Here is an 18925-nt window from a genome sequence, read left to right on the forward strand (position 1 = left end):
GGGGCCTCAGCGTCCGGCGGGTGCGCGCTCCTTCGACGGGGGCAGGTCGCCGGGGCCGCGGACCAGGTACAGGCCCACGAGCAGGAGGTAGGCGACCAGGCTGAGCACCGGGTCGACGAAGACCACCGCGAAGGCGACCAGGTAGAGCAGCGGCCCGAGCAGGAACCGGCGGGCCACCGCCCGGGCCAACCGGGGGTCCAGGTCCGGGTGCAGCAGGTTGCGCCGCCGCGCCCACCACCAGCTCAGGTTGAAGAAGAGCGCCTCGCCGAGCACCGTGGCCACGTAGAGGGCGGCGGTGAGCCGCTGGTCGCCGACCGGGCCGCGCAGGTTGTCCGAGAGCAGGTTCGCGGCGAACGGGATGGCCGCGACGAAGAGCAGCAGGAGCAGGTTCAGCACCAGCAGCAGCTGGTCGACGCGGACCACGTACCGCCACATGTTGTGGTGGGTGAGCCACACCTGGCCGACGATCGCGAAGGTGATCACGTACGCGAGGTAGGACGGCCACTCGTGGAACAGCGCGCCCGCCAGGTCCGACCCGGTGGGATTCTGCGGTGCGAACTGGAGCAGCTCGACCGCCATCAGGGTCAGCACGATGGCGATCACGGCGTCGCTGAACGCCTCCACCCGGGAGGCGTCGCGGGCCATCTCGCTGCGCCGCCCGTACCGGTAGCCGGCCGCCTCGTCCGCCCCACCGGTCACGACGCCAACCCGCCGGTCACGACCCCGCCCCGCCCGTCACGACTCCATGGTCACCTGCGGGCGGGGCGGAACGGGAAGGAACGGAGCAGAAGGGGCGGAACGCCGGGTCAGGGCGTCGGGGCGGACGCGTCCGCGCGGTGGGCCCGGACCTTGTGCCCGACGCTGGTCAGGCAGCGCCCGCTGGGCAGGTCGAACTTCCAGCCGTGCAGCTGGCAGGTGAGCTGGTCGCCCTCGACGATGCCGAACCGGGTCAGGTCCGCCTTCAGGTGCGGGCAGCGGCGCTGCACCACCCAGTCGCCGAGGGTGATGTCCTCGGCGTCGCTGGTGCGCTCGTGCTCGTCGTACCAGCCCTCGGCGTACTGGAGGCGCTCGGTGGACAGGCACTTGAAGAAGGCGTACACGAACTCGTTGTACTGGCCGATCCGGGCCGCCGAGAACCGGCAGGACAGGAAGAGCGAGTTGACCCAGTCGACCTCGCCGATGTACAGCAGGTGCTCCACGAGGGCCCGCTCGGTGCGGAACCGGTAGCGGACCTTCTCGTCGGCGTACGGCCGCACCTCCTTGCCGGGGAAGTCCACCACGATCGACTCGACGCTCTCGCCGTCGTAGTCGACCAGGTCGAAGCGGACCGGGCCGCCGACGCCCTTGGCCAGGTAGATCGACTCCTCCAGCAGCGGCTCGATGCGGCGCTTCATCCCGGCCAGCACGTCGACCTCGGGGTGCCGCCAGGACGCCTTCTCCGCCTCGATGACGCCGCGCTTGCGCTCCCGCATCTCCTCCAGGTGGGCGGCCTTGTTCGCGAAGAACTCCTCGACCGGCTGCGGGTGGGTGGTGGTCGCCCCCGAGGTGGTCACCTCGGCGACGCTGCCCGGCAGCAGCACGATGCCGTTGGTGCCGCCGACCTTCGCGTACTCGGCGAGGAAGACCGACTGGTCGGGGAAGATGTTGCCCTCGTCGCCGTGGATGTCGTTGAACTGCCACAGGTCGTCGTCGAGGAAGCACGGCGGGCCGGCGATCGGGAAGACGTGGTCGGCCTTCAGGTCGGCGATGTAGCGCCAGGTGCGGTCGAACTGCCGCTCCCGCTTCTGCTTGCCGAACGCGGTCTTCGCCGACTGCGGCAGCTCGTAGACCATCGGATACCAGATCGCCCCGGAGAACTGGAGCAGATGCGCGTGCACGTGACCCAGCTCGGCGAAGACGCTCAGGTCGGTCGGCCGGGCGTCGTTCTGGTTGAGCAGCCGCACCCCGTCGTACTCCACCCACAGCGAGGAGTCGCCGATCGGGCCGTCGGTCGGGCTGGTGAGCGCCTGGATCATGATCCGCAGGCCGCCGTCGAGCTCCACGACCTGCTCGTTCGGGGCCCGCAGGAACTTCGTGAAGCCCAGCGCCCGCAGCTCGTCCTCCATCTCGGAGGTGGGGAACTCGGGCAGCAGGACGGTGGCGTCCTTGGAGACGAAGTCGCGCAGGTGCGCGGCGTCGAAGTGGTCCCGGTGCAGGTGCGACACGTACAGGTAGTCGACGTCGCCGAGGGTCTCCCAGTCGAGCTGGGAGTTGTCGGGGAACGGGAACCACGAGGCGAAGTAGGCGGGATTGACCCACGGGTCGCACAGGATGCTGCCCGCGGCCGTGTCGATCCGCATGCTGGCGTGTCCCGTACCGGTCACTCGCACCGCAGTCCCCCTCAAAAAGACAATCAAGGTGTACGTCCCGACGCTACCGGAGGCAGTCTGGTCGCCGGCCCGCGACGCCGGTAGTGCCCTCCGGCCCGGGTCCTCCGGCCTCCGGCCGGTCCACTGGGCGCCGGTGGCCGGCACGGGGCACCGGCGGTGGGTGCGGGCCGGCGGGTGCGGGGCCGGCGGGAAACCCCCACCGCACGAGGTCAGCCACGGGGCGTGCCAGACTAACCGGAGATCCGATCGCGAGGGAAGGACCGACAGTGGCAGGAAGCGAGCCGGTGACGTCGCCAGATCAGCACAAGCCTGGGCACCGCAAGGCCGGGCGGATCGGCGCGGTGGTCTCCGCGCTGGCGCTGCTGGCCATGCTGTGCGGCAACCACGAGGGCAGGGTCGAGGACATCTGGCTGGTGGGCCTGGCCGTGCTGCTGCTGGCCATCGTCGTCGGCGACACGGTGCTGCGCCGCAACGGCCTGCGGTCCTGACCCCGGCCGGACCGGCACCGCACGAAGGGCCCACCCCGGTCGGGGCGGGCCCTTCGTCGTGTACGCGTGCTGCGGCGCGGGCAGGTCTGCCGCACCCACCGGGCGGTCAGCGGCCGAAGAGGATGTCCTGGACGTCCTTGAGCGCGGCGTCGACCTCGGCCTCGAAGTAGCCGCCCGGCACCAGGCCGAAGCGCAGGGTGTCCAGGTCCTTCGGGTTGACCGGCATCGGGCCCCGGCCGGCCATGCCGCCGAGGATGCCCTCGAAGAGCCGGTCGACCTGGTCCGGGTCGTACCCGCTGCCGAACCGGCGCACCTGGAAGCTGCGGCGGATCTGGTCCACCCGGTGCAGGTCGCTGCCGGGCGGACCGGCCATCGGCGGGCCGCCGGCCGGAGGGCCCCCGACGGGCGGGCCACCCACCGGGGGGCCACCCACGGGCGGGCCGGCCATCGGCGGCGGGCCCCCGATCGGCTGCGGCGGCATGGGCGGGGAGCCGGCGGGGCCACGGCCGCGCAGCTCGCGAAGGTCCCGCTCGGGCATCCGAATCTCGGCGGTCATGTCGGCCCGCCCGTGCCGCCCCGCCTCGAAGCCGTCGAAGCGCTGCTCGTCCGGGCCGTAGCCGCCGGGGCCGGGAGGCAGGCCCCGGGGCGGCGGACCGCCGTGCCCCATGCCGGGGCCGGGGCCGGGACCCATCGGGCCACCCGGACCCATCGGGCCACCACCCGGGCCACCTGGGCCACCTGGACCGCGAGGTGCGTCGTAGCCGCCGCGCGGCCCGTCGTACCCGCCGGAGAAGCCACCGGTCGGCTCGTCGTACCCGCCGGAGAAACCGCCGGTCGGCTCGTCGTACCGGCCGTAGCGGTCGCCGGGCGGACCGGCCTGCGCCGGCATCGGCCGGGGCGGCATGGGCTGCGGCATCGGCGCGGGCCCCCGGTCGTCACGCATGGTGAGCGGTCCCCGGTCGTCGCGCATCGGGGCGGGCCCCCGGTCGTCACGCAGCGGCGGGCCCATCCGGTCCGGCGGACCCATCCGGTCGGGCATTCGGGGGTCTGCGCCGCGACCGGGCGAGCCGCCGCGCTCCTCCAACTCGGCCAGCTGCCGCTCGACGCGGTCGAGGTGCAGGTCGACCTGCCACTCGTCGTAGCCGTTGAAGCGGACCCGGAAGACGACGTCGTGGACCTCCTGGGAGGCCACGGGCGCGCCGACGGGCCGGCCGTCGAGCGTCGCCTCGACCCGGTCCAGGAAGGCGTCCACCTCGTCGACCTTGTATCCCCGGCGGAGCGCTTTACGCCGGAAACGCTGACCCTGACTCGCCACTATGTCTCCTGGTCTCGTTCGGTACGCCCCGTCACGCCGTTGCCTCCTGCGGCGTCTCGGTGTCCCTGTCCCCGGCGGCGGCGAGCTGCCCGCACGCGCCGTCGATCTCGCGCCCCCGGGTGTCCCGCACCGTCGTCGAGACCCCGGCGGCGCGCAGACGCCGGACGAACTCCCGCTCGACGGGCTTCGGGCTCGCGTCCCACCGACTGCCCGGGGTCGGGTTGAGCGGGATGAGGTTGACGTGCGCCAACCTGCCGGCCAGCAGCTGGCCGAGGAGGTCGGCCCGCCACGGCTGGTCGTTCACGTTTTTGATCATCGCGTATTCGATCGACACCCGACGCCCCGTGCGGGCCGCGTAGTCCCACGCCGTGTCCAGCACCTCGGCGACCTTCCACCGCTGGTTGACCGGCACGAGTTCGTCGCGCAGCTCATCATCGGGCGCATGCAGGGACAACGCAAGAGTCACCGACAGGTCTTCGCTGGCCAGCCGGCGGATCGCCGGGACCAGGCCGACCGTGGAGACGGTGATGTGCCGCTGGGACAGGCCGAGCCCCTCGGGGGCGGGGGCGACCAGCCGGCGGATCGCCGCGACGACGCGCGAGTAGTTGGCCAGCGGCTCGCCCATGCCCATGAACACGACGTGGGACAGCCGGGGCGGGGAGCCGGCAACCGCGCCGGAGGCGGCCACACCGGCCAGGTAGACCGCCTGGTCGACGATCTCGGCCGTCGACAGGTTGCGGGTCAGCCCGGCCTGGCCGGTGGCGCAGAACGGGCAGGCCATGCCGCAGCCCGCCTGGCTGGAGATGCAGACGGTGACGCGGTCCGGATATCCCATCAGCACGCTCTCCACCAGCGAGCCGTCGTGCAGCCGCCAGAGCGCCTTGCGGGTGGCGCCGTCGTCGCAGGCGAGCTCGCGGACCGGGGTGAGCAGGGTGGGCAGCAGCGCGGCGGCCAGCCTGTCCCGGGTGGCCGCGGGCAGGTCGGTCATCGACGCGGGGTCGCGGACCAGACGGCCGAAGTAGTGGGTGGACATCTGCTTCGCGCGGAACGCCGGCTCGCCCAGCTCGGCCACCAGGGCCTGCCGGGCCGGCAGGTCGAGGTCGGCGAGGTGGCGGGGCGGCATGGCCGCGCGGCGTGCGGCGGGGGCGTCCGAGGTGACAGGGATCAGGGGAAGGCTCGTCATGACCCGTCCAGTCTCCCACGCCGTTCGCCCGACGCACCTGGCCGGAGGTGCCGAATCGGACCCGACCACGCGGCCGGAACGGGCTGACCGGCGTGATTCATGCCTCAGCCCACCACCGGGACGAAAACCGCCAGCAACAGGTACGCGGTGGGCACCGCGAACAGGATCGAGTCGAGGCGGTCCATCAGGCCGCCGTGGCCGGGCAGCAGGTTGCTCATGTCCTTCACGCCGAGATCCCGCTTGATCATGGACTCGGCCAGGTCGCCGAGGACCGCCGCGCAGGACACGGCCACGCCGAACAGGGCGCCCCACCAGGGGGCCACGTCGAACAGCAGCCAGATCAGCAGGGCACTGCCCGCCGCCGCCGCGGTGACCGAGCCGGCGAAGCCCTCCCAGGACTTCTTCGGGCTGATCGAGGGGGCCATCGGATGCTTGCCGAGGTTGGCCCCCGCCGCGTACCCGCCGGTGTCGGAGAGCACCACCGCGACCAGGGTGACCAGCACGCGCAGGTGGCCGTCGCCGGGCGCGGCAGCGAGCATCGCCGCGAAGCCGCCGAGGAACGGCACGTACACGGCGATGAGGGTGGCCGCCGTCAGGTCGCGCTGGTAGTCGCCCGGCCCGTCGCCCAGCCGCCAGATCATCGTGCCGAGCACGGTGACCAGCAGGCCGAGGCAGAGCGCGTCGGGGCCGGCGAACCAGGCCAGGCCGACCGTGAGCACGCCACCGGCGATCAGCGGCACCAGCGGCGGGTGGGCCCCGCTGCGGCGGACCGCCCGGGCCATCTCCCAGATGCCGATCGCGATCGCGGCGGCGAGCACGAGGAGGAAGGCGGGCAGGTAGAAGAAGAGCGGCAGCAGGACGGCCGCGCCGAGGCCGACGCCCACCCCGATCGCCGCCGGCAGGTTGCGGCCGGCGCGGCCGGGCGAGGGCTGCTGGGTGGGCGGTCGCTCGGCGCTCGCCCGTCGCCGGCCGGGCCCGCGCCGCCCCCGGGGCGGCTCCGGCTCGGCACCGCCGCCGGGCGGGTACGCCGGGCCGGCCGACTCGTCGGGCGGGTACGCCGTACCGGCCGGCGGGCCGCCGGGGAGGGGCCCGTCGGGGCGCTCGGGAGCGGGCCTTCCACCCGCCCCCGGGGCACCGGGCCAGCCCGGTCGGTCGACGGGGTCACCGGGCCGCGACGGCTCGTCGGGCACCGGGCGGGCACCGTACGGGTCGGTGGCGTCCGCGTCGAACGGCTCCGGGCGCCCCGCCGGGCGGCGCGTCTCGGGCCGGCCGCCCGGGACGGCGGGAGCGTACGCGTCGGTGGTGGCGCTGCGGGCCCACTGCCCCGGCTCCAGATCACGGTCGGGCCAGGGGAGCGCGGCCGGGGCGTCCGGCCGGTCCCAGCTGCGGGACTCGGGGCTGCGGTAGGGGTCGAGGTGGGACATCACGCACCGAACGGACGCGGTACGGGGCTCACCACATGACGTACGACCAAGACCATCCCCTACGACGACTGTTCCGTCCGATTGACCGGCGCGACGGCCGGGCGATCCCGCCCGTTCACCGCGTGGTGGCCGGAATCGTGCCGAGCCTACTGCACGGGTCGCCCCGGCAGGGTGGACGAGCCCTCCGTGCCGCCACCGGCGGTGCGCCCCGGGTTCGCCCGGTTTCGGCCCGTGACGACGAGGGGCGATTCGGCCCGTGACGACGCAGGCACCGGCGCCGCCGCCCGACGACGGCGGCACACCGGTGCCACGGCAGGTCACGCGCGACGGCCCCGGCGGGGGCCGTCGCGGCTCAGACCTCGAGCAGCTCGCTCTCCTTGTGCTTGACCAGCTCGTCGACGGTGGCGACGAACTTCTGGGTCAGGTCGTCGAGGTCCTTCTCGGCGCGCCGGCCCTCGTCCTCGCCGACCTCGCCGTCCTTGACCAGCCGGTCCAGCTCCTCCTTGCCCTTGCGGCGGATGTTGCGCACCGCCACCTTGGCCTCCTCGCCCTTGTGCCGGGCCACCTTGATCATCTCGCGGCGGCGCTCCTCGGTCATCTGCGGCAGCAGGATGCGCAGCTGGTTGCCCTCGTTGTTCGGGTTCACGCCGAGGTCCGAGTCGCGGATCGCCCGCTCCATGGCGCCGATCTGCGAGTTGTCGTACGGCTTGATGATGACCATGCGCGGCTCGGGGACCCCGATGGACGCCATCTGGGGCAGCGGCGTGGGGGTGCCGTAGTAGTCGATGATGACCTTGGAGAACATGGCGGCGTTGGCGCGACCGGTGCGGATGGCGCCGAACTCCTCCTTGGCGTGCTCGATGGCCCGCTCCATCTTCTCCTCGGCCTCGAGGAGGGTGTCGTCGATCACCGGTCTCCTCGCCTCCTTCTTTGTGCTCGTCGTGGGCTGTGCTGTGGTGTCGCAGGGCCGTCTCGCGCGGCCCGCGGCCGCTCAGGCGGTGATCAGGGTGCCGATCTTGTCGCCACCCACCGCACGGATGATCGTGTCGTCGCCCTGCGCGCCGAAGACCAGCATCGGCAGGCCGTTCTCCATGCAGAGGCTGAACGCGGCGGCGTCGGCGACCCGCAGGTTGCGGCGGAGCACCTCGGAGAAGGTGATCGAGTCGAGCTTGCTGGCGGTCGGGTCGATCCGGGGGTCGGCGGTGTAGACGCCGTCCACGCCGTTCTTGCTCATCAGCACCACGTCGGCCCGGATCTCCAGGGCCCGCTGGGCGGCCACCGTGTCGGTGGAGAAGTACGGCATGCCCGCGCCCGCCCCGAAGATGACCACCCGGCCCTTCTCCAGGTGCCGGATCGCGCGCAGCGGGATGTAGGGCTCGGCGACCTGGGCCATCGTGATGGCGCTCTGCACCCGGGTCTCGATGCCCTCCTTCTCCAGGAAGTCCTGCAGGGCCAGGCAGTTCATCACGGTGCCCAGCATGCCCATGTAGTCGGCGCGGGCGCGGTCCATGCCCCGCTTCTGCAGCTCCGCGCCGCGGAAGAAGTTGCCGCCGCCGACCACCACGGAGACCTGCACGCCGCGGCGGACCACGGTGGCGATCTGCCGCGCGATGGCCTGGACGACGTCGGGGTCGACACCGATCGCGCCGCCGCCGAAGACCTCGCCGGACAGCTTCAGCACCACCCGGCGGGCCCGGCCGGGCGGTGGGGCGGTCGGATCATCCGCCCCCAGGCTCCGGTCACTCACAACCTGCGTCATCCGCCCCGCCCTTCCCCGGCCGCACCCCACGTGCCCCGGTTACCGCGTACCTGCCGTCGCTGACCCTACGCCGCCGGTTCGGCGACACGGGCCAGGCATGGGACGAGGAGGCCGCGGTGCCTGTCACGTACACCAGCGGCCTCCTCGTCGATGTTCCCTGCCCCCGGGCGCGCGTCACGCGCCCGACCGGCGGCTCAGGCCTGGCCGACCTCGAACCGCAGGAAGCGGGTCACCTCGATGCCGGCCTCGGCCAGCACCTGCTTCACGGTCTTCTTGTTGTCGGCGACCGACGCCTGCTCGATCAGGACGTAGTCCTTGAAGAAGGCGTTGACCCGGCCCTCGACGATCTTCGGCAGCGCCGCCGCGGGCTTGTTCTCCTCGAGGGCGGTCTGCTCGGCGATGCGCCGCTCGGACTCGACGACGTCGGCCGGCACCTCGTCACGGGTGAGGTACTTCGGCCGCATCGCGGCGATCTGCATGGCGACAGCGCGGGCGTCGGCGTCCCCGGCCTCGTCGGTCTTGCCGGCGTACTCCACCAGCACGCCGACCGCCGGCGGCAGGTCCTGGCTCTTGCGGTGCAGGTAGACCGCGACGGTGCCGTCCAGCTTGGCGAAGCGGTTGAGCACCAGCTTCTCGCCGATCTTGGCGGACTGCTCCTGGATCAGGTCGGCGACCGGCTTGCCGTCGATGCTGCTGGCGAGCAGCTCCTCGGCGGAGGTCGCGCCGCTGGCCTCGCCGTGCTCGACGAGCTGCTGGGCCAGCGCGATGAAGGCGTCGTTCTTGGCGACGAAGTCGGTCTCGCAGTTGAGCTCCAGCAGCGCCTTGCCCGAGTGGGCGACGAGGCCGTTGGCGGCCGTGCGGCCGGCCCGCTTGCCGACGTCCTTCGCGCCCTTGACGCGCAGGATCTCGATGGCCTTGTCGAAGTCGCCCTCGGCCTCGGTCAGCGCCTTCTTGGAGTCCATCATGCCGGCGCCGGTGAGGTCGCGGAGCTTCTTGACGTCCGCGGCGGTGAAGTTGGACATGACTCTCTCTTCGGTGTTGGGACTCGGTGGGTTGGTCTGGGGGCCGGGTGGGTCGAGCCGGGGCCGGTCACCCGGATCCGGGTCGGGCGTGCCCGGCGTACCCGCCACGCCCCGCCGCCCGGGGAAACGGACGGCGGGGGCGCGGCGGCGCGGTCACTCCGCGGCGGCGGCCGCCGGCTGCTCGGCCGGCTGCTCGGCGGCGGGCTGCGCCGGCTGCTCGTCGGCCTTCTTCGGCTCCTCGAGCAGCTCGCGCTCCCACTCGGCCAGCGGCTCGTCGGCGCCGACCTGGCCCGGCTCCGGCTTCTCGTCGCCGCCCCGGCGACGGCCCGAGCGGGCGATGAGGCCGTCGGCGACGGCGGCGGCCACGACCCGGGTCAGCAGCTCGGCCGAGCGGATCGCGTCGTCGTTGCCCGGGATCGGGAAGTCGACCTCGTCGGGGTCGCAGTTGGTGTCGAGCACCGCGATCACCGGGATGCCCAGCTTGCGGGCCTCGTCGACGGCGATGTGCTCCTTCTTGGTGTCGACGATCCAGACCGCGGCCGGGAGCTTCTGCATGTCCCGCAGACCACCGAGGGTCTTGGTGAGCTTGATCTTCTCGCGGGAGAGCTGAAGGGTCTCCTTCTTGGTGTAACCGGCGGCGGTGCCGCTCAGGTCACCCAGCGCCTCCAGCTCCTTCATCCGCTGGAGCCGCTTGTACACCGTCTGGAAGTTGGTCAGCATGCCGCCGAGCCAGCGGTGGTTGACATACGGCTGGCCGACCCGGGTCGCCTGCTCGGAGATGGCCTCCTGGGCCTGCTTCTTGGTGCCCACGAAGAGGATGCTGCCGCCCTCGGCCACCGTGTTGCGCACGAACTCGTACGCCTTCTCGATGTAGTCGAGGGTCTGGCGCAGGTCGATGATGTAGATACCGTTGCGCTCGGTGAAGATGAAGCGCTTCATCTTCGGGTTCCAGCGGCGGGTCTGGTGCCCGAAGTGGACACCGCTCTCCAGCAGCTGACGCATGGTCACGACGGCCATGGTGGGGTACTCCTTGTGATCCCTGGTTACGCCGCCCGGCCGGCGACCGGGCGTCCTGGCGCCCGGTCGCCGGCCGTGGTGGGCCCGATCATGATCGGGACCAGGGAGGCCGCCGCCCCACGAGACGTGGAGAGGGCGCGCGAGGTCGACCGCGCGAGGCGGTCGCCAAGCGCCCAGTGTACGCCCCTGCCCGGCCCGCCGGTCAGCGGGCGGCGAGGGCGGCGGCTCAGCGGGCGGCGAGGGCGGCGGCGAGGAACAGCACCAGGCCCACCGTCAGGTACGCCGTCGGCGGGCGAAGCCAGCCCCGGCTGCCGTCGGTGAGCGCGAGACCGCCCGTGCGCAGCCCGTAGAGCCCGATGCCGAAGATCGGCAGCCCGCCGACCAGGAAGGTGCCCACCACGACGTCGGCCGCCGACAGCGGGTCACCGAGCAGGCCGTGGCGCAGCACCCGCAGGGCCGGGACCTCGAAGACCACCACCAGCACCGCGATCAGCACGGCGAGCGCCGGGCGGCGGGTGCGGTAGACGCCGTCGGAGGGCGCCGGGCCGGGGCGCCGCAGCCCGTCCGGGGCGTACGCCGGGTCCAGGCCGGGCGGCGGCAGGTCCGGACGGGGCGCCACCGGGGGCATGGGCCCGGTCGGCAGGTCCAGCGGATGCGGCGGCTCGGCGGGGCGGCCCGGCTCGGCGGCGCGCGCCGGCTCCGCCGCGCTGGCGGCGACCGCGGCCCGGTCGAGCGGGCCCCACTCCCCCGCGCCCCGGTCCGCCGGCCCGTCCGGGCGGCCGGGCTCGGCGTAGCGGCCCGACTCGCCGGTGCGACCCGGCTCGATGATCGGGTATCCGCCGAGCGGCTCCGGCCCGCGCCCCACCGGGTCGACGCCGAGCGGGTCCGCGTCGAGCGGGGCGTCCCGGGGACCCGCCTCGCGCGGCGGACCGGACAGCAGAGCGCCCTCGCGCGCCGGACCGGGCAGCGACCGGTCGTCGCGCCCCGGAGCGGACAGAGCCCGGTCCTCGGGCGCCAGGCCGGGCAGCGACCGGTCGTCGCGCGCCGGGCCGGACGGGGAGCGGTCGTCGTGCCCCGGGGCGGAGACCGGCGTGGGGCGCTGGCCGATGGTCAGCGGGAACTCCACGGCCCGCTGGGCGGGCGGCAGCGGGAACTCGACGGAGTGCTGACCGGCCGGCAGCGCCGCGTCGGCGGACGGGGCCGGTTCGGCGGCCCGCGCCGCCCGGCGCGCCTCCCGCTCGGCGGCGAGTTCGTCCATCGACACCCCGAACGAGCCCGTGTCGGACCGGCGGGACCGCGCGGGACGGTAACTGTCCGTGTCGGGATCGGTGGCCCCGAACGCGTCGTCCGCGCCGTGCCGCCCGGTCTCGCCGTACCGGCCCACGGGCGGGTCGGTCAACTCGTCGTAACGCCGCTCGCCCGTGTCGCCGCGCTGGTCAGGGACGCGGAACTCGTCCGCTCGATAGCGGTCGTCGCCCGCCGGACGCCAGTCCGACTCGCCGTACCCGCGCTCGCCGGGGTACCAACGCGACTCCTGATCTTCGGGAAAGCTCCGTCGTGCGTTCACGATCGGCACCGTATGTGACAGGCGCACCCCCGCGCCATCCGGACGGACGGCGCGTCGGCGGCGACAAACCGCAGGAGTACGCGGAAACGGACACCGCCCGGCCGTCCGCACATAGCACAGCAAGGGCATGATCGTCCGTTCGTCCACAACCGCCTCCGTCGTCCACAGGCGTACGGCGGAGGCGGCCCCGGTTCGGCATGGTGCCGCCCATGACGAAGCGGAACCAGGCCGTCGGCGCGTACGGGGAACGATGCGCCGTCCGGCACCTGATCGGAGCCGGGCTGCGCCCGGTCGCCCGCAACTGGCGCTGCCCCGCCGGTGAGATCGACATCATCGCCTGGGACGGCCCCGTGCTCGCCTTCTGCGAGGTGAAGACCCGACGCACCACCCACTACGGGACGCCGGCCGAGGCGGTCGTGCCGGCGAAGGCTCGCCGGCTGCGGGGGCTGGCGGCCCGCTGGCTCGCCGAGACCGGCACCACGGCCGGCGAGGTGCGCTTCGACGTCCTCTCCGTCGAGCTGCCCGACGCCGGCGCGGCCCGGGTCGAGCACCTCAAGGGCGCGTTCTGATGGGCGGCCGGGCGTGAGCTACGCGAAGGTGCTCTGCGTCGGCCTGGTCGGGGTGACCGGGCACGTGGTGGAGGTGGAGGCCGACCTCGCCCCGGGGCTGCCGGCCGTGGCGATCTCCGGGCTGCCGGACACCGCCCTGCACGAGGCCCGCGACCGGGTCCGCGCCGCGATCGTCAACTCCGGCCAGCGCTGGCCCAACCGGCGGATCACCCTCAACCTGCTGCCGGCCACGCTGCCGAAGTTCGGTTCGGCCTTCGATTTGGCGATCGCGGTGGCGCTGCTCGGCGGCTCCGGCGAGCTGCCGCTGCTGCCGCTGGAACGGGTGGTCGTGCTCGGGGAGCTGGGGCTCGACGGCACCGTCCGGCCGGTGCGCGGGGTGCTGCCCATGGTGGCCGCCGCCGCGCGGGCCGGGCTGCACCGGGTGGTCGTCCCGGTGGGCAACGCCGCCGAGGCGGCGGTCGTCCCGGGCGTCCGGGTGCGCGCCGTGGACACGCTGCACCGGATGGTCGACTTCGTCCGGGACGGCACGCCCCTGATCGAGCCGCCCGGCCCCGCCCCGGCGGAGGGGCCGGACGGGCCGGACCTGTCGGAGGTGGCCGGGCAGGCGCTGGGCCGGCGGGCCCTGGAGGTGGCCGCCGCCGGCGGGCACCACCTGGCGTTGTTCGGGCCGCCCGGGGCGGGCAAGACCATGCTCGCCGAGCGCCTGCCGTCGATCCTGCCCGCGCTGGACGACGACGCGGCGCTGGAGGTCACCGCGCTGCACTCGATCGCCGGGCTGCTGCCGGCCGGCGGTCGCCTGCTGCGCCGCCCGCCGTTCCAGGCCCCGCACCACACCGCCACGGTGGCCTCGCTGGTCGGCGGCGGGTCCGGGCTGGCCCGCCCCGGCGCGGTGTCGCTCGCCCACCGTGGGGTGCTGTTCCTCGACGAGGCGCCGGAGTTCGGCAAGGGAGCCCTGGAGGCGCTGCGGCAGCCGCTGGAGCACGGCCGGGTGCAGCTCGCCCGCAGCCGGGGCGGCACCGAATACCCGGCCCGGACGCAGCTCGTGCTGGCGGCCAACCCGTGCCCCTGCGCGCGGCCGGCCGGCGACGCGTACTGCGAGTGCGCGCCGCTGGTCCGCCGGCGCTACCTCGGCCGGCTCTCGGGCCCGCTGCTGGACCGCATCGACGTGCAGGTGACCCTGCCGCCGCTGCGGGCGGCGGAGCTGATGGAGGCGGGGGCGACCGGCGAGTCGTCGGCCACGGTCGCGGCCCGGGTGGCGGCCGCCCGCCGGGCCGCGGCCGACCGCTGGGCAGGCAGCGGCTGGCGGGTCAACGCGGAGGTGCCCGGCCCCTGGCTGCGCCGGCCGCCGTTGCGGCTGCCCGGGCGGGACACCCGGGAGCTGCGCGGGCGGCTCGACTCCGGGTCGCTGTCGGCGCGCGGCTTCGACCGGGTCGTCCGGATGGCGTGGACGATCGCCGACCTCGACGGGCGGGACCGCCCGCACGCCGACGACGTCCGGGAGGCGATGCAGCTGAGGATGGGGGACGGGGCGTGAACGGCGACGACGACCGGCTGGCCCGGGTGGCGTTGACCTGGTTGGCCGAGCCGGGCACCCGCTCGGTGCACCGGCTGGTCGACGAGCTCGGCGCGGCCGGCGCACTGGATCTGCTGCTGCGCGGCGGGGCACCGGACGACCGGCTGCGCGCCGCCGTGGCCGCCCGCTGCCGGGACGGGGACGCCCGGGCGGTGGCGGCCGACGCCCTGGCCCGCGCGGAACGGCTGGGCGCCCGGCTCGTCACCCCCGGCGACGGGGAGTGGCCCGTCACCGTCGAGCACCTGCGCCGGCTGGCCCTGCCCGGCACCACCCGCCGGGTGGACGTCGAGACCGCGCCCCCGCTCTGCTTCTGGGTGCGCGGCGGGTGGCCGCTCGGCGACGCGCTGGACCGGGCGGTCTCGGTGGTCGGCGCGCGGGCCGCCACCCCGTACGGGGTGCACGTCGCCACCGAGCTGGGCTACGGGCTGGCCGACCGGGACTGGACGGTGGTCTCCGGCGGCGCGTTCGGCATCGACGCGGCGGCGCACCGGGGCGCGCTCAACGCGGGCGGGCTGACGGTGGCGGTGCTCGCCTGCGGGATCGACCGGCCGTACCCGATGGGCAACACCGCGCTGTTCGACCGCATCGGCGAGACCGGGCTGCTGGTCAGCGAGTGGCCGCCCGGGTCGGAGCCGCTGCGGCCCCGGTTCCTCATCCGCAACCGGGTGATCGCGGCGGCGACCCGGGGCACGGTGCTGGTGGAGGCGTCGGCCCGCAGCGGCGCGACGCAGACCGTCAACCGGGCCCTCGCCGCCGGCCGGCGCGCCATGGTGGTGCCGGGGCCGGTCACCTCCGCGATGTCGGTCGGCGCCCACGAGCTGCTGCGCGAGCACCCGTCGGCCCGGCTGGTCACCGGCGTGGCGCACGTGCTGGAGGAGGTCGGCCGGATCGGCGCCGACCTCGCCCCGCCCGCACGCGCCCCGCAGCGTCCCCGGGACCTGCTCGACGACGAGGCGACGCAGGTGCTGGAGTCGATGCCCCGCCGCGGGGCGGTCGGCGTCGACCGGTTGGCCGCCCGCGCCGGCGTGGACGTCCGGACCGCCCTGCGCAAGCTCTCCCTGCTGGAGGAGCTGGGCCTGGTGCGCCGGCGCGACGACGGGTACGCGCTGGCCACCAGCCCCGCCCGCGCCCCGGCGAGGCCCCGGTGAGCCGCCGGCGCCCGGTGCCGCCCGCCGCACCGACCCCGGCCGCGTCGGTGCCCGGCCGGGCTCGCCGCGCGCTCGTAAGCTGAGCCGGTGCGAGGCCATGGACGGGTGCGGCGGCGGGTGGCGGGCGCGCGGGGCGGTCCCCGGTGAGCCGGGCCGGTCCCGACAGCAGGGCGACGCACGCGGCGCTGCCGACGCCGATGCGGGAGGCGGTCGACGACTTCGCCGACCACCTGGCCCGGGTGCGCAACCGCTCGGCGCACACCGTCCGCGCGTACGTCGGCGACCTGGTCTCCCTGCTCGACCACGCCGCCCGGATGGGCTGCGCCGAGGTGGCGGGCCTCGACCTGGGCGTGGTGCGCAGCTGGCTGGCGAAGCAGCGCACGACCGGGGCGGCCCGCACCACGATGGCGCGCCGGGCCGCCGCGGCGCGCGCCTTCAGCGCGTGGGCCCACCGCGCCGGGCTGATGCCGACCGACGTGGCCGCGCCGCTGGCGAGCCCCCGTGCCCACCGGGAGCTGCCGACCGTGCTCCGCGCCGACCAGGCGGCCGCCCTGATGCGGGCACCGGCCGGCCCCGGGGACCCGGGAGGCGGAGTGCCCCCGCAGGGGCCCGGTTCCGCCGACGTCCACCCGACCGGCGGCGGGGAGCGGGAGGCGGCGGTGGCGCGCGGGGTGCTGCTGCGCGACCGGGTCCTGCTCGAACTGCTCTACGCCACCGGCGTACGGATCAGCGAGGCGTGCGGCCTGGACACCGCCGACGTGGACCACGGCCGCCGCGTGGTGCGGGTGCTCGGCAAGGGCTCCCGGGAGCGGTCCGTGCCGTACGGGGTGCCGGCGCAACGCGCCCTCGACGAGTGGCTGCGGGCCGGGCGGCCCGCGCTGGCCGGCCCGGGTTCCGGGGACGCGCTGCTGCTGGGGGCGCGGGGTGGGCGGCTGCACCCGACGACGGCGCGGCGGGTCGTCGCCGGGTACGCCGAGGCCGCCGGCCTGCCCCGGACCACCCCGCACGGCCTGCGCCACTCGGCCGCCACCCACCTGCTGGAGGGCGGCGCGGACCTGCGGGCGGTGCAGGAGCTGCTGGGGCACTCGTCGCTGGGCAGCACGCAGATCTACACCCACGTGTCGGTCGAGCGGCTGCGGGCCGCGTACCGGCAGGCCCACCCGCGCGCCTGAGCCGGACGGTCCCACCCCGGCCGACGGGGGCCGACCCCGCGGCGGTCCGGTCCTCGTCGCAGGGCGCGGCCCACCGTGCCGGGCTACGATCATGCGATGAGCGCGCCGCAGCCGCCCGAACCCATCCCCGGCGCCCGGCTGCTCTTCTCGCTGGACCCGGCGGTGAGCCACCTCAACCACGGCTCGTTCGGCGCGGTGCCGGTCAACGTGCAGCGCGTCCAGCAGCGGCTGCGCGACGAGATGGAGGCGAACCCGCTGCGCTTCTTCGGGCTCAGCCTGGTGGACCGGATCACCCACACCCGCCGGCACCTGGCCGCCTTCCTCGGCGCCGACCCGGACGGCACCGCCCTGGTCGGCAACGCCACCACCGGCGTCGCCGTGGTGCTGCAGTCGCTGGGCCTGCGCCCCGGCGACGAGGTGCTCACCACCGACCACGGCTACGGCGCGGTCGGCTTCTCCGTCGACCGCGAGTGCCGGCGCACCGGGGCGACCCGGCGGATCCTGCCGGTGCCGTTGACCGCGACCGACGAGCAGGTCGTCGAGATCGTCCGCGCCGGGCTGCGCCCCGGCCGCACCAAGCTGCTCGTCGTCGACCAGCTCACCTCCGCCACCGCCCGCCTGTTCCCGGTCGCGGCGATCGTCGCGGCGGCCCGCACCCACGGGGTGCCGGTGCTCGTCGACGCCGCCCACGCGCCGGGCATGCTGGCGACCCCCGTGGCGAGCATCGGCGCGGACTTCTGGGTGGGCAACCTGCACAAGTGGGGGTACGCCCCGCGCGGCACCGCCGCGCTGGTGGTGGCGCCGCCGTGGCGGGACCGGATGGAGCCGCTGGTGGTCTCCTGGGAGCAGGATGCCGGCTTCCCGGGCAACGTCGAGTGGCAGGCGACCCTGGACTACACGTCGTGGCTCGCCGCGCCGGCCGGCGTCTGGACCCTGCGCAGCCTCGGCGTCGAGCGGGTACGCGTGCACAACGCCGCGCTGGCCGCGTACGGGCAGCGGGTGCTGGGGGACGCGCTGGGGGTGGCGCCGGCCGACCTGCCGGAGCCCGGCGGGCCGACGGTGGCCATGCGGATCGTCCCGCTGCCGGCCGGGCTGGCCACCACGATCGAGGCCGCCCGCGCGCTGCGCGAGCGGATCGCCGAGGAGCTGTCGGCCGAGGTGGCGGTGATGTCCTGGGACGGTCGCGGCTGGCTGCGGGTGTGCGGCCAGGTCTACAACGCGCCGCACGAGTACGAACGCCTCGCCGCCCGGCTGCCGGCGCTGCTCGCCCAGCGCTGACGACCGGCACGTGCTGGCCCCTGCCCCGCCAGGCCGGCGACATGGGGGGCATCGTGGGGCCGGGATGCCACCATGTGCAGCGGTGAGACGCCACCCGCAGGCGCGTGGCGTCGACTCGCCGACCGGGTGAGCGCGCCCGGGGCAGCCGAGCGGCCCGGGCCGGGGCGACGGTCAGAGCGGCAGCAGCCGGACGGGGCCGAGGCCGAGCAGGGCCGTCGGGTCCAGGTATTCCTCGCCCCGGCGCAGGCCCCAGTGCAGGCAGGCCCGGTCCGGGCAGCCCACGTGCCCGGGTTGCAGCCGGCCCAGCGGCGCCCCCGCCGCCACCGGGTCACCGGCCCGGACGCCGGGTGCCACCGGCTCGTAGGTGGTCCGCAGCCCGGCGCTGTGCCCGATGGTGATCACGGGACGCCCGGCGACCTGCCCGGCGAAGAGCACCACCCCGGTCCCGGCGGCGCGGACCACGGCCCCCGGCTCGGCGCTCAGGTCGACGCCCCGGTGCCCGGGCAGCCATGGCTGCGGCGGCGGCTCGAAGCGGCGGGTGAGGCGCGGCGCCCCGTCGATCGGCCACCGGAAGGCAGGGGATCCGGAACCGGAGTCGGAACCGACCGGGCCGGGACCGACCGGGCCGGGAACAGCCGAGCCGGGAGCGACCGGGCCGGGAACAACCGGGCCGGGAGCGACCGGGCCGGGAGCGACCGGGCCGAAGCCGGAGGTGGCGGAAGCGACCGACGTGAAGCCGGAGGTGGCGGCGAGGAGGAACCCGCACAGGACGGTCCCGGCCGCCGCCGCCGAACGTGACCTGCTCAGGCCCGGCGAGCCACCGCCCGTGCCGGGGCCACCCGCGCCGGTGTTCCTGCCCAGGCCGGTGTCGCCCGGCGCGTGCCTCGTCCACATGCCAGGCAGCGTGCCGGAATCCCGGGGTGCCCGCCACCGCCCGCGGCTCGCCTGTGGACGACCGGCGTCGTTGTGGACAACCCCCGCCCGGCCCGATGATCTGCTATGCGCCGGTGGGCGCGGAACGCCTCCACACGGCGCCGGTGG

At 75.2% G+C, this 18925-nt stretch carries 17 protein-coding genes; 6 read left to right on the plus strand and 11 right to left on the minus strand.

All coding sequences use genetic code 11. The features are described 5' to 3' along the window. Positions 1 to 6: 6 nt before the first annotated feature. Positions 7 to 645: a TMEM175 family protein gene (locus ACVMYR_RS07215; RefSeq protein ID WP_457121722.1), complete on the minus strand. Its 639-nt coding sequence runs from the start codon at positions 643 to 645 to the stop codon at positions 7 to 9. Positions 646 to 806: 161 nt separating this feature from the next. Next, the gene (locus tag ACVMYR_RS07220; RefSeq protein ID WP_077936649.1) at positions 807 to 2369 is read right to left on the minus strand and encodes a Rieske 2Fe-2S domain-containing protein; all 1563 of its coding nucleotides are present in this window, start codon (positions 2367 to 2369) and stop codon (positions 807 to 809) included. Between the two features lie 266 nt (positions 2370 to 2635). Between ACVMYR_RS07220 and ACVMYR_RS07225 the strand changes: the two genes are divergently transcribed. Continuing rightward, on the plus strand, positions 2636 to 2857 hold the full coding sequence (locus ACVMYR_RS07225) for a DUF2631 domain-containing protein (protein ID WP_096761598.1): 222 nt from the start codon (positions 2636 to 2638) through the stop codon (positions 2855 to 2857). A 106-nt stretch (positions 2858 to 2963) separates the two neighbouring features. Here the strand turns inward: ACVMYR_RS07225 and ACVMYR_RS07230 are convergent, their stop codons facing one another. The 8 genes from ACVMYR_RS07230 to ACVMYR_RS07265 all read right to left on the minus strand — a co-directional run bounded on the left by ACVMYR_RS07230 (position 2964) and on the right by ACVMYR_RS07265 (position 12144). Further along, complete coding sequence (locus ACVMYR_RS07230; protein WP_457121404.1) at positions 2964 to 4172, minus strand: DivIVA domain-containing protein; 1209 nt, start codon at positions 4170 to 4172, stop codon at positions 2964 to 2966. A gap of 31 nt (positions 4173 to 4203) precedes the next feature. Further along, entirely contained in the window at positions 4204 to 5355 is a 1152-nt protein-coding gene (gene rlmN, locus ACVMYR_RS07235; RefSeq protein WP_077936647.1) for a 23S rRNA (adenine(2503)-C(2))-methyltransferase RlmN, read from the minus strand. A 104-nt stretch (positions 5356 to 5459) separates the two neighbouring features. Then, on the minus strand, positions 5460 to 6779 hold the full coding sequence (locus tag ACVMYR_RS07240) for a phosphatidate cytidylyltransferase (RefSeq protein ID WP_457121405.1): 1320 nt from the start codon (positions 6777 to 6779) through the stop codon (positions 5460 to 5462). A 352-nt stretch (positions 6780 to 7131) separates the two neighbouring features. Then, a complete protein-coding gene (gene frr, locus ACVMYR_RS07245) occupies positions 7132 to 7689 on the minus strand; it encodes a ribosome recycling factor (protein WP_043962359.1) in 558 nt (185 codons plus the stop codon). A gap of 81 nt (positions 7690 to 7770) precedes the next feature. Next, a complete protein-coding gene (gene pyrH / locus ACVMYR_RS07250) occupies positions 7771 to 8538 on the minus strand; it encodes a UMP kinase (RefSeq protein WP_077936645.1) in 768 nt (255 codons plus the stop codon). Between the two features lie 194 nt (positions 8539 to 8732). Continuing rightward, entirely contained in the window at positions 8733 to 9560 is an 828-nt protein-coding gene (tsf, locus tag ACVMYR_RS07255; RefSeq protein WP_077936644.1) for a translation elongation factor Ts, read from the minus strand. Between the two features lie 153 nt (positions 9561 to 9713). Continuing rightward, complete coding sequence (rpsB, locus tag ACVMYR_RS07260) at positions 9714 to 10577, minus strand: 30S ribosomal protein S2 (protein WP_077936643.1); 864 nt, start codon at positions 10575 to 10577, stop codon at positions 9714 to 9716. A 226-nt stretch (positions 10578 to 10803) separates the two neighbouring features. After that, positions 10804 to 12144, minus strand: coding sequence for a hypothetical protein (locus ACVMYR_RS07265; RefSeq protein WP_457121406.1), 1341 nt, complete (start codon positions 12142 to 12144; stop codon positions 10804 to 10806). A 209-nt stretch (positions 12145 to 12353) separates the two neighbouring features. On the opposite strand from ACVMYR_RS07265, the gene ACVMYR_RS07270 reads away from it, so the two are divergent. From ACVMYR_RS07270 to ACVMYR_RS07290, 5 genes are all read left to right on the plus strand, one after another. Further along, positions 12354 to 12713 carry a YraN family protein gene (locus ACVMYR_RS07270; protein WP_043962354.1) on the plus strand — a complete coding sequence of 120 codons (360 nt, stop codon included), beginning with the start codon at positions 12354 to 12356 and terminating at the stop codon, positions 12711 to 12713. Positions 12714 to 12726: 13 nt separating this feature from the next. After that, positions 12727 to 14247 (plus strand): YifB family Mg chelatase-like AAA ATPase, encoded by a 1521-nt coding sequence (locus ACVMYR_RS07275; RefSeq protein WP_457121407.1) that lies wholly within the window; start codon positions 12727 to 12729, stop codon positions 14245 to 14247. After that, positions 14244 to 15434 (plus strand): DNA-processing protein DprA, encoded by a 1191-nt coding sequence (locus ACVMYR_RS07280; protein ID WP_077936640.1) that lies wholly within the window; start codon positions 14244 to 14246, stop codon positions 15432 to 15434. The genes ACVMYR_RS07275 and ACVMYR_RS07280 overlap by 4 nt, the downstream gene beginning before the upstream one ends. A gap of 197 nt (positions 15435 to 15631) precedes the next feature. Then, a complete protein-coding gene (locus tag ACVMYR_RS07285) occupies positions 15632 to 16606 on the plus strand; it encodes a tyrosine recombinase XerC (protein ID WP_457121723.1) in 975 nt (324 codons plus the stop codon). Positions 16607 to 16702: 96 nt separating this feature from the next. Then, on the plus strand, positions 16703 to 17884 hold the full coding sequence (locus ACVMYR_RS07290; protein ID WP_457121408.1) for an aminotransferase class V-fold PLP-dependent enzyme: 1182 nt from the start codon (positions 16703 to 16705) through the stop codon (positions 17882 to 17884). Between the two features lie 171 nt (positions 17885 to 18055). On the opposite strand, the gene ACVMYR_RS07295 is transcribed toward ACVMYR_RS07290, so the two are convergent. Next, complete coding sequence (locus ACVMYR_RS07295; RefSeq protein WP_457121724.1) at positions 18056 to 18691, minus strand: murein hydrolase activator EnvC family protein; 636 nt, start codon at positions 18689 to 18691, stop codon at positions 18056 to 18058. Positions 18692 to 18925: the final 234 nt, after the last annotated feature.

It is taken from the genome of Micromonospora sp. PTRAS2, from assembly GCF_054052245.1.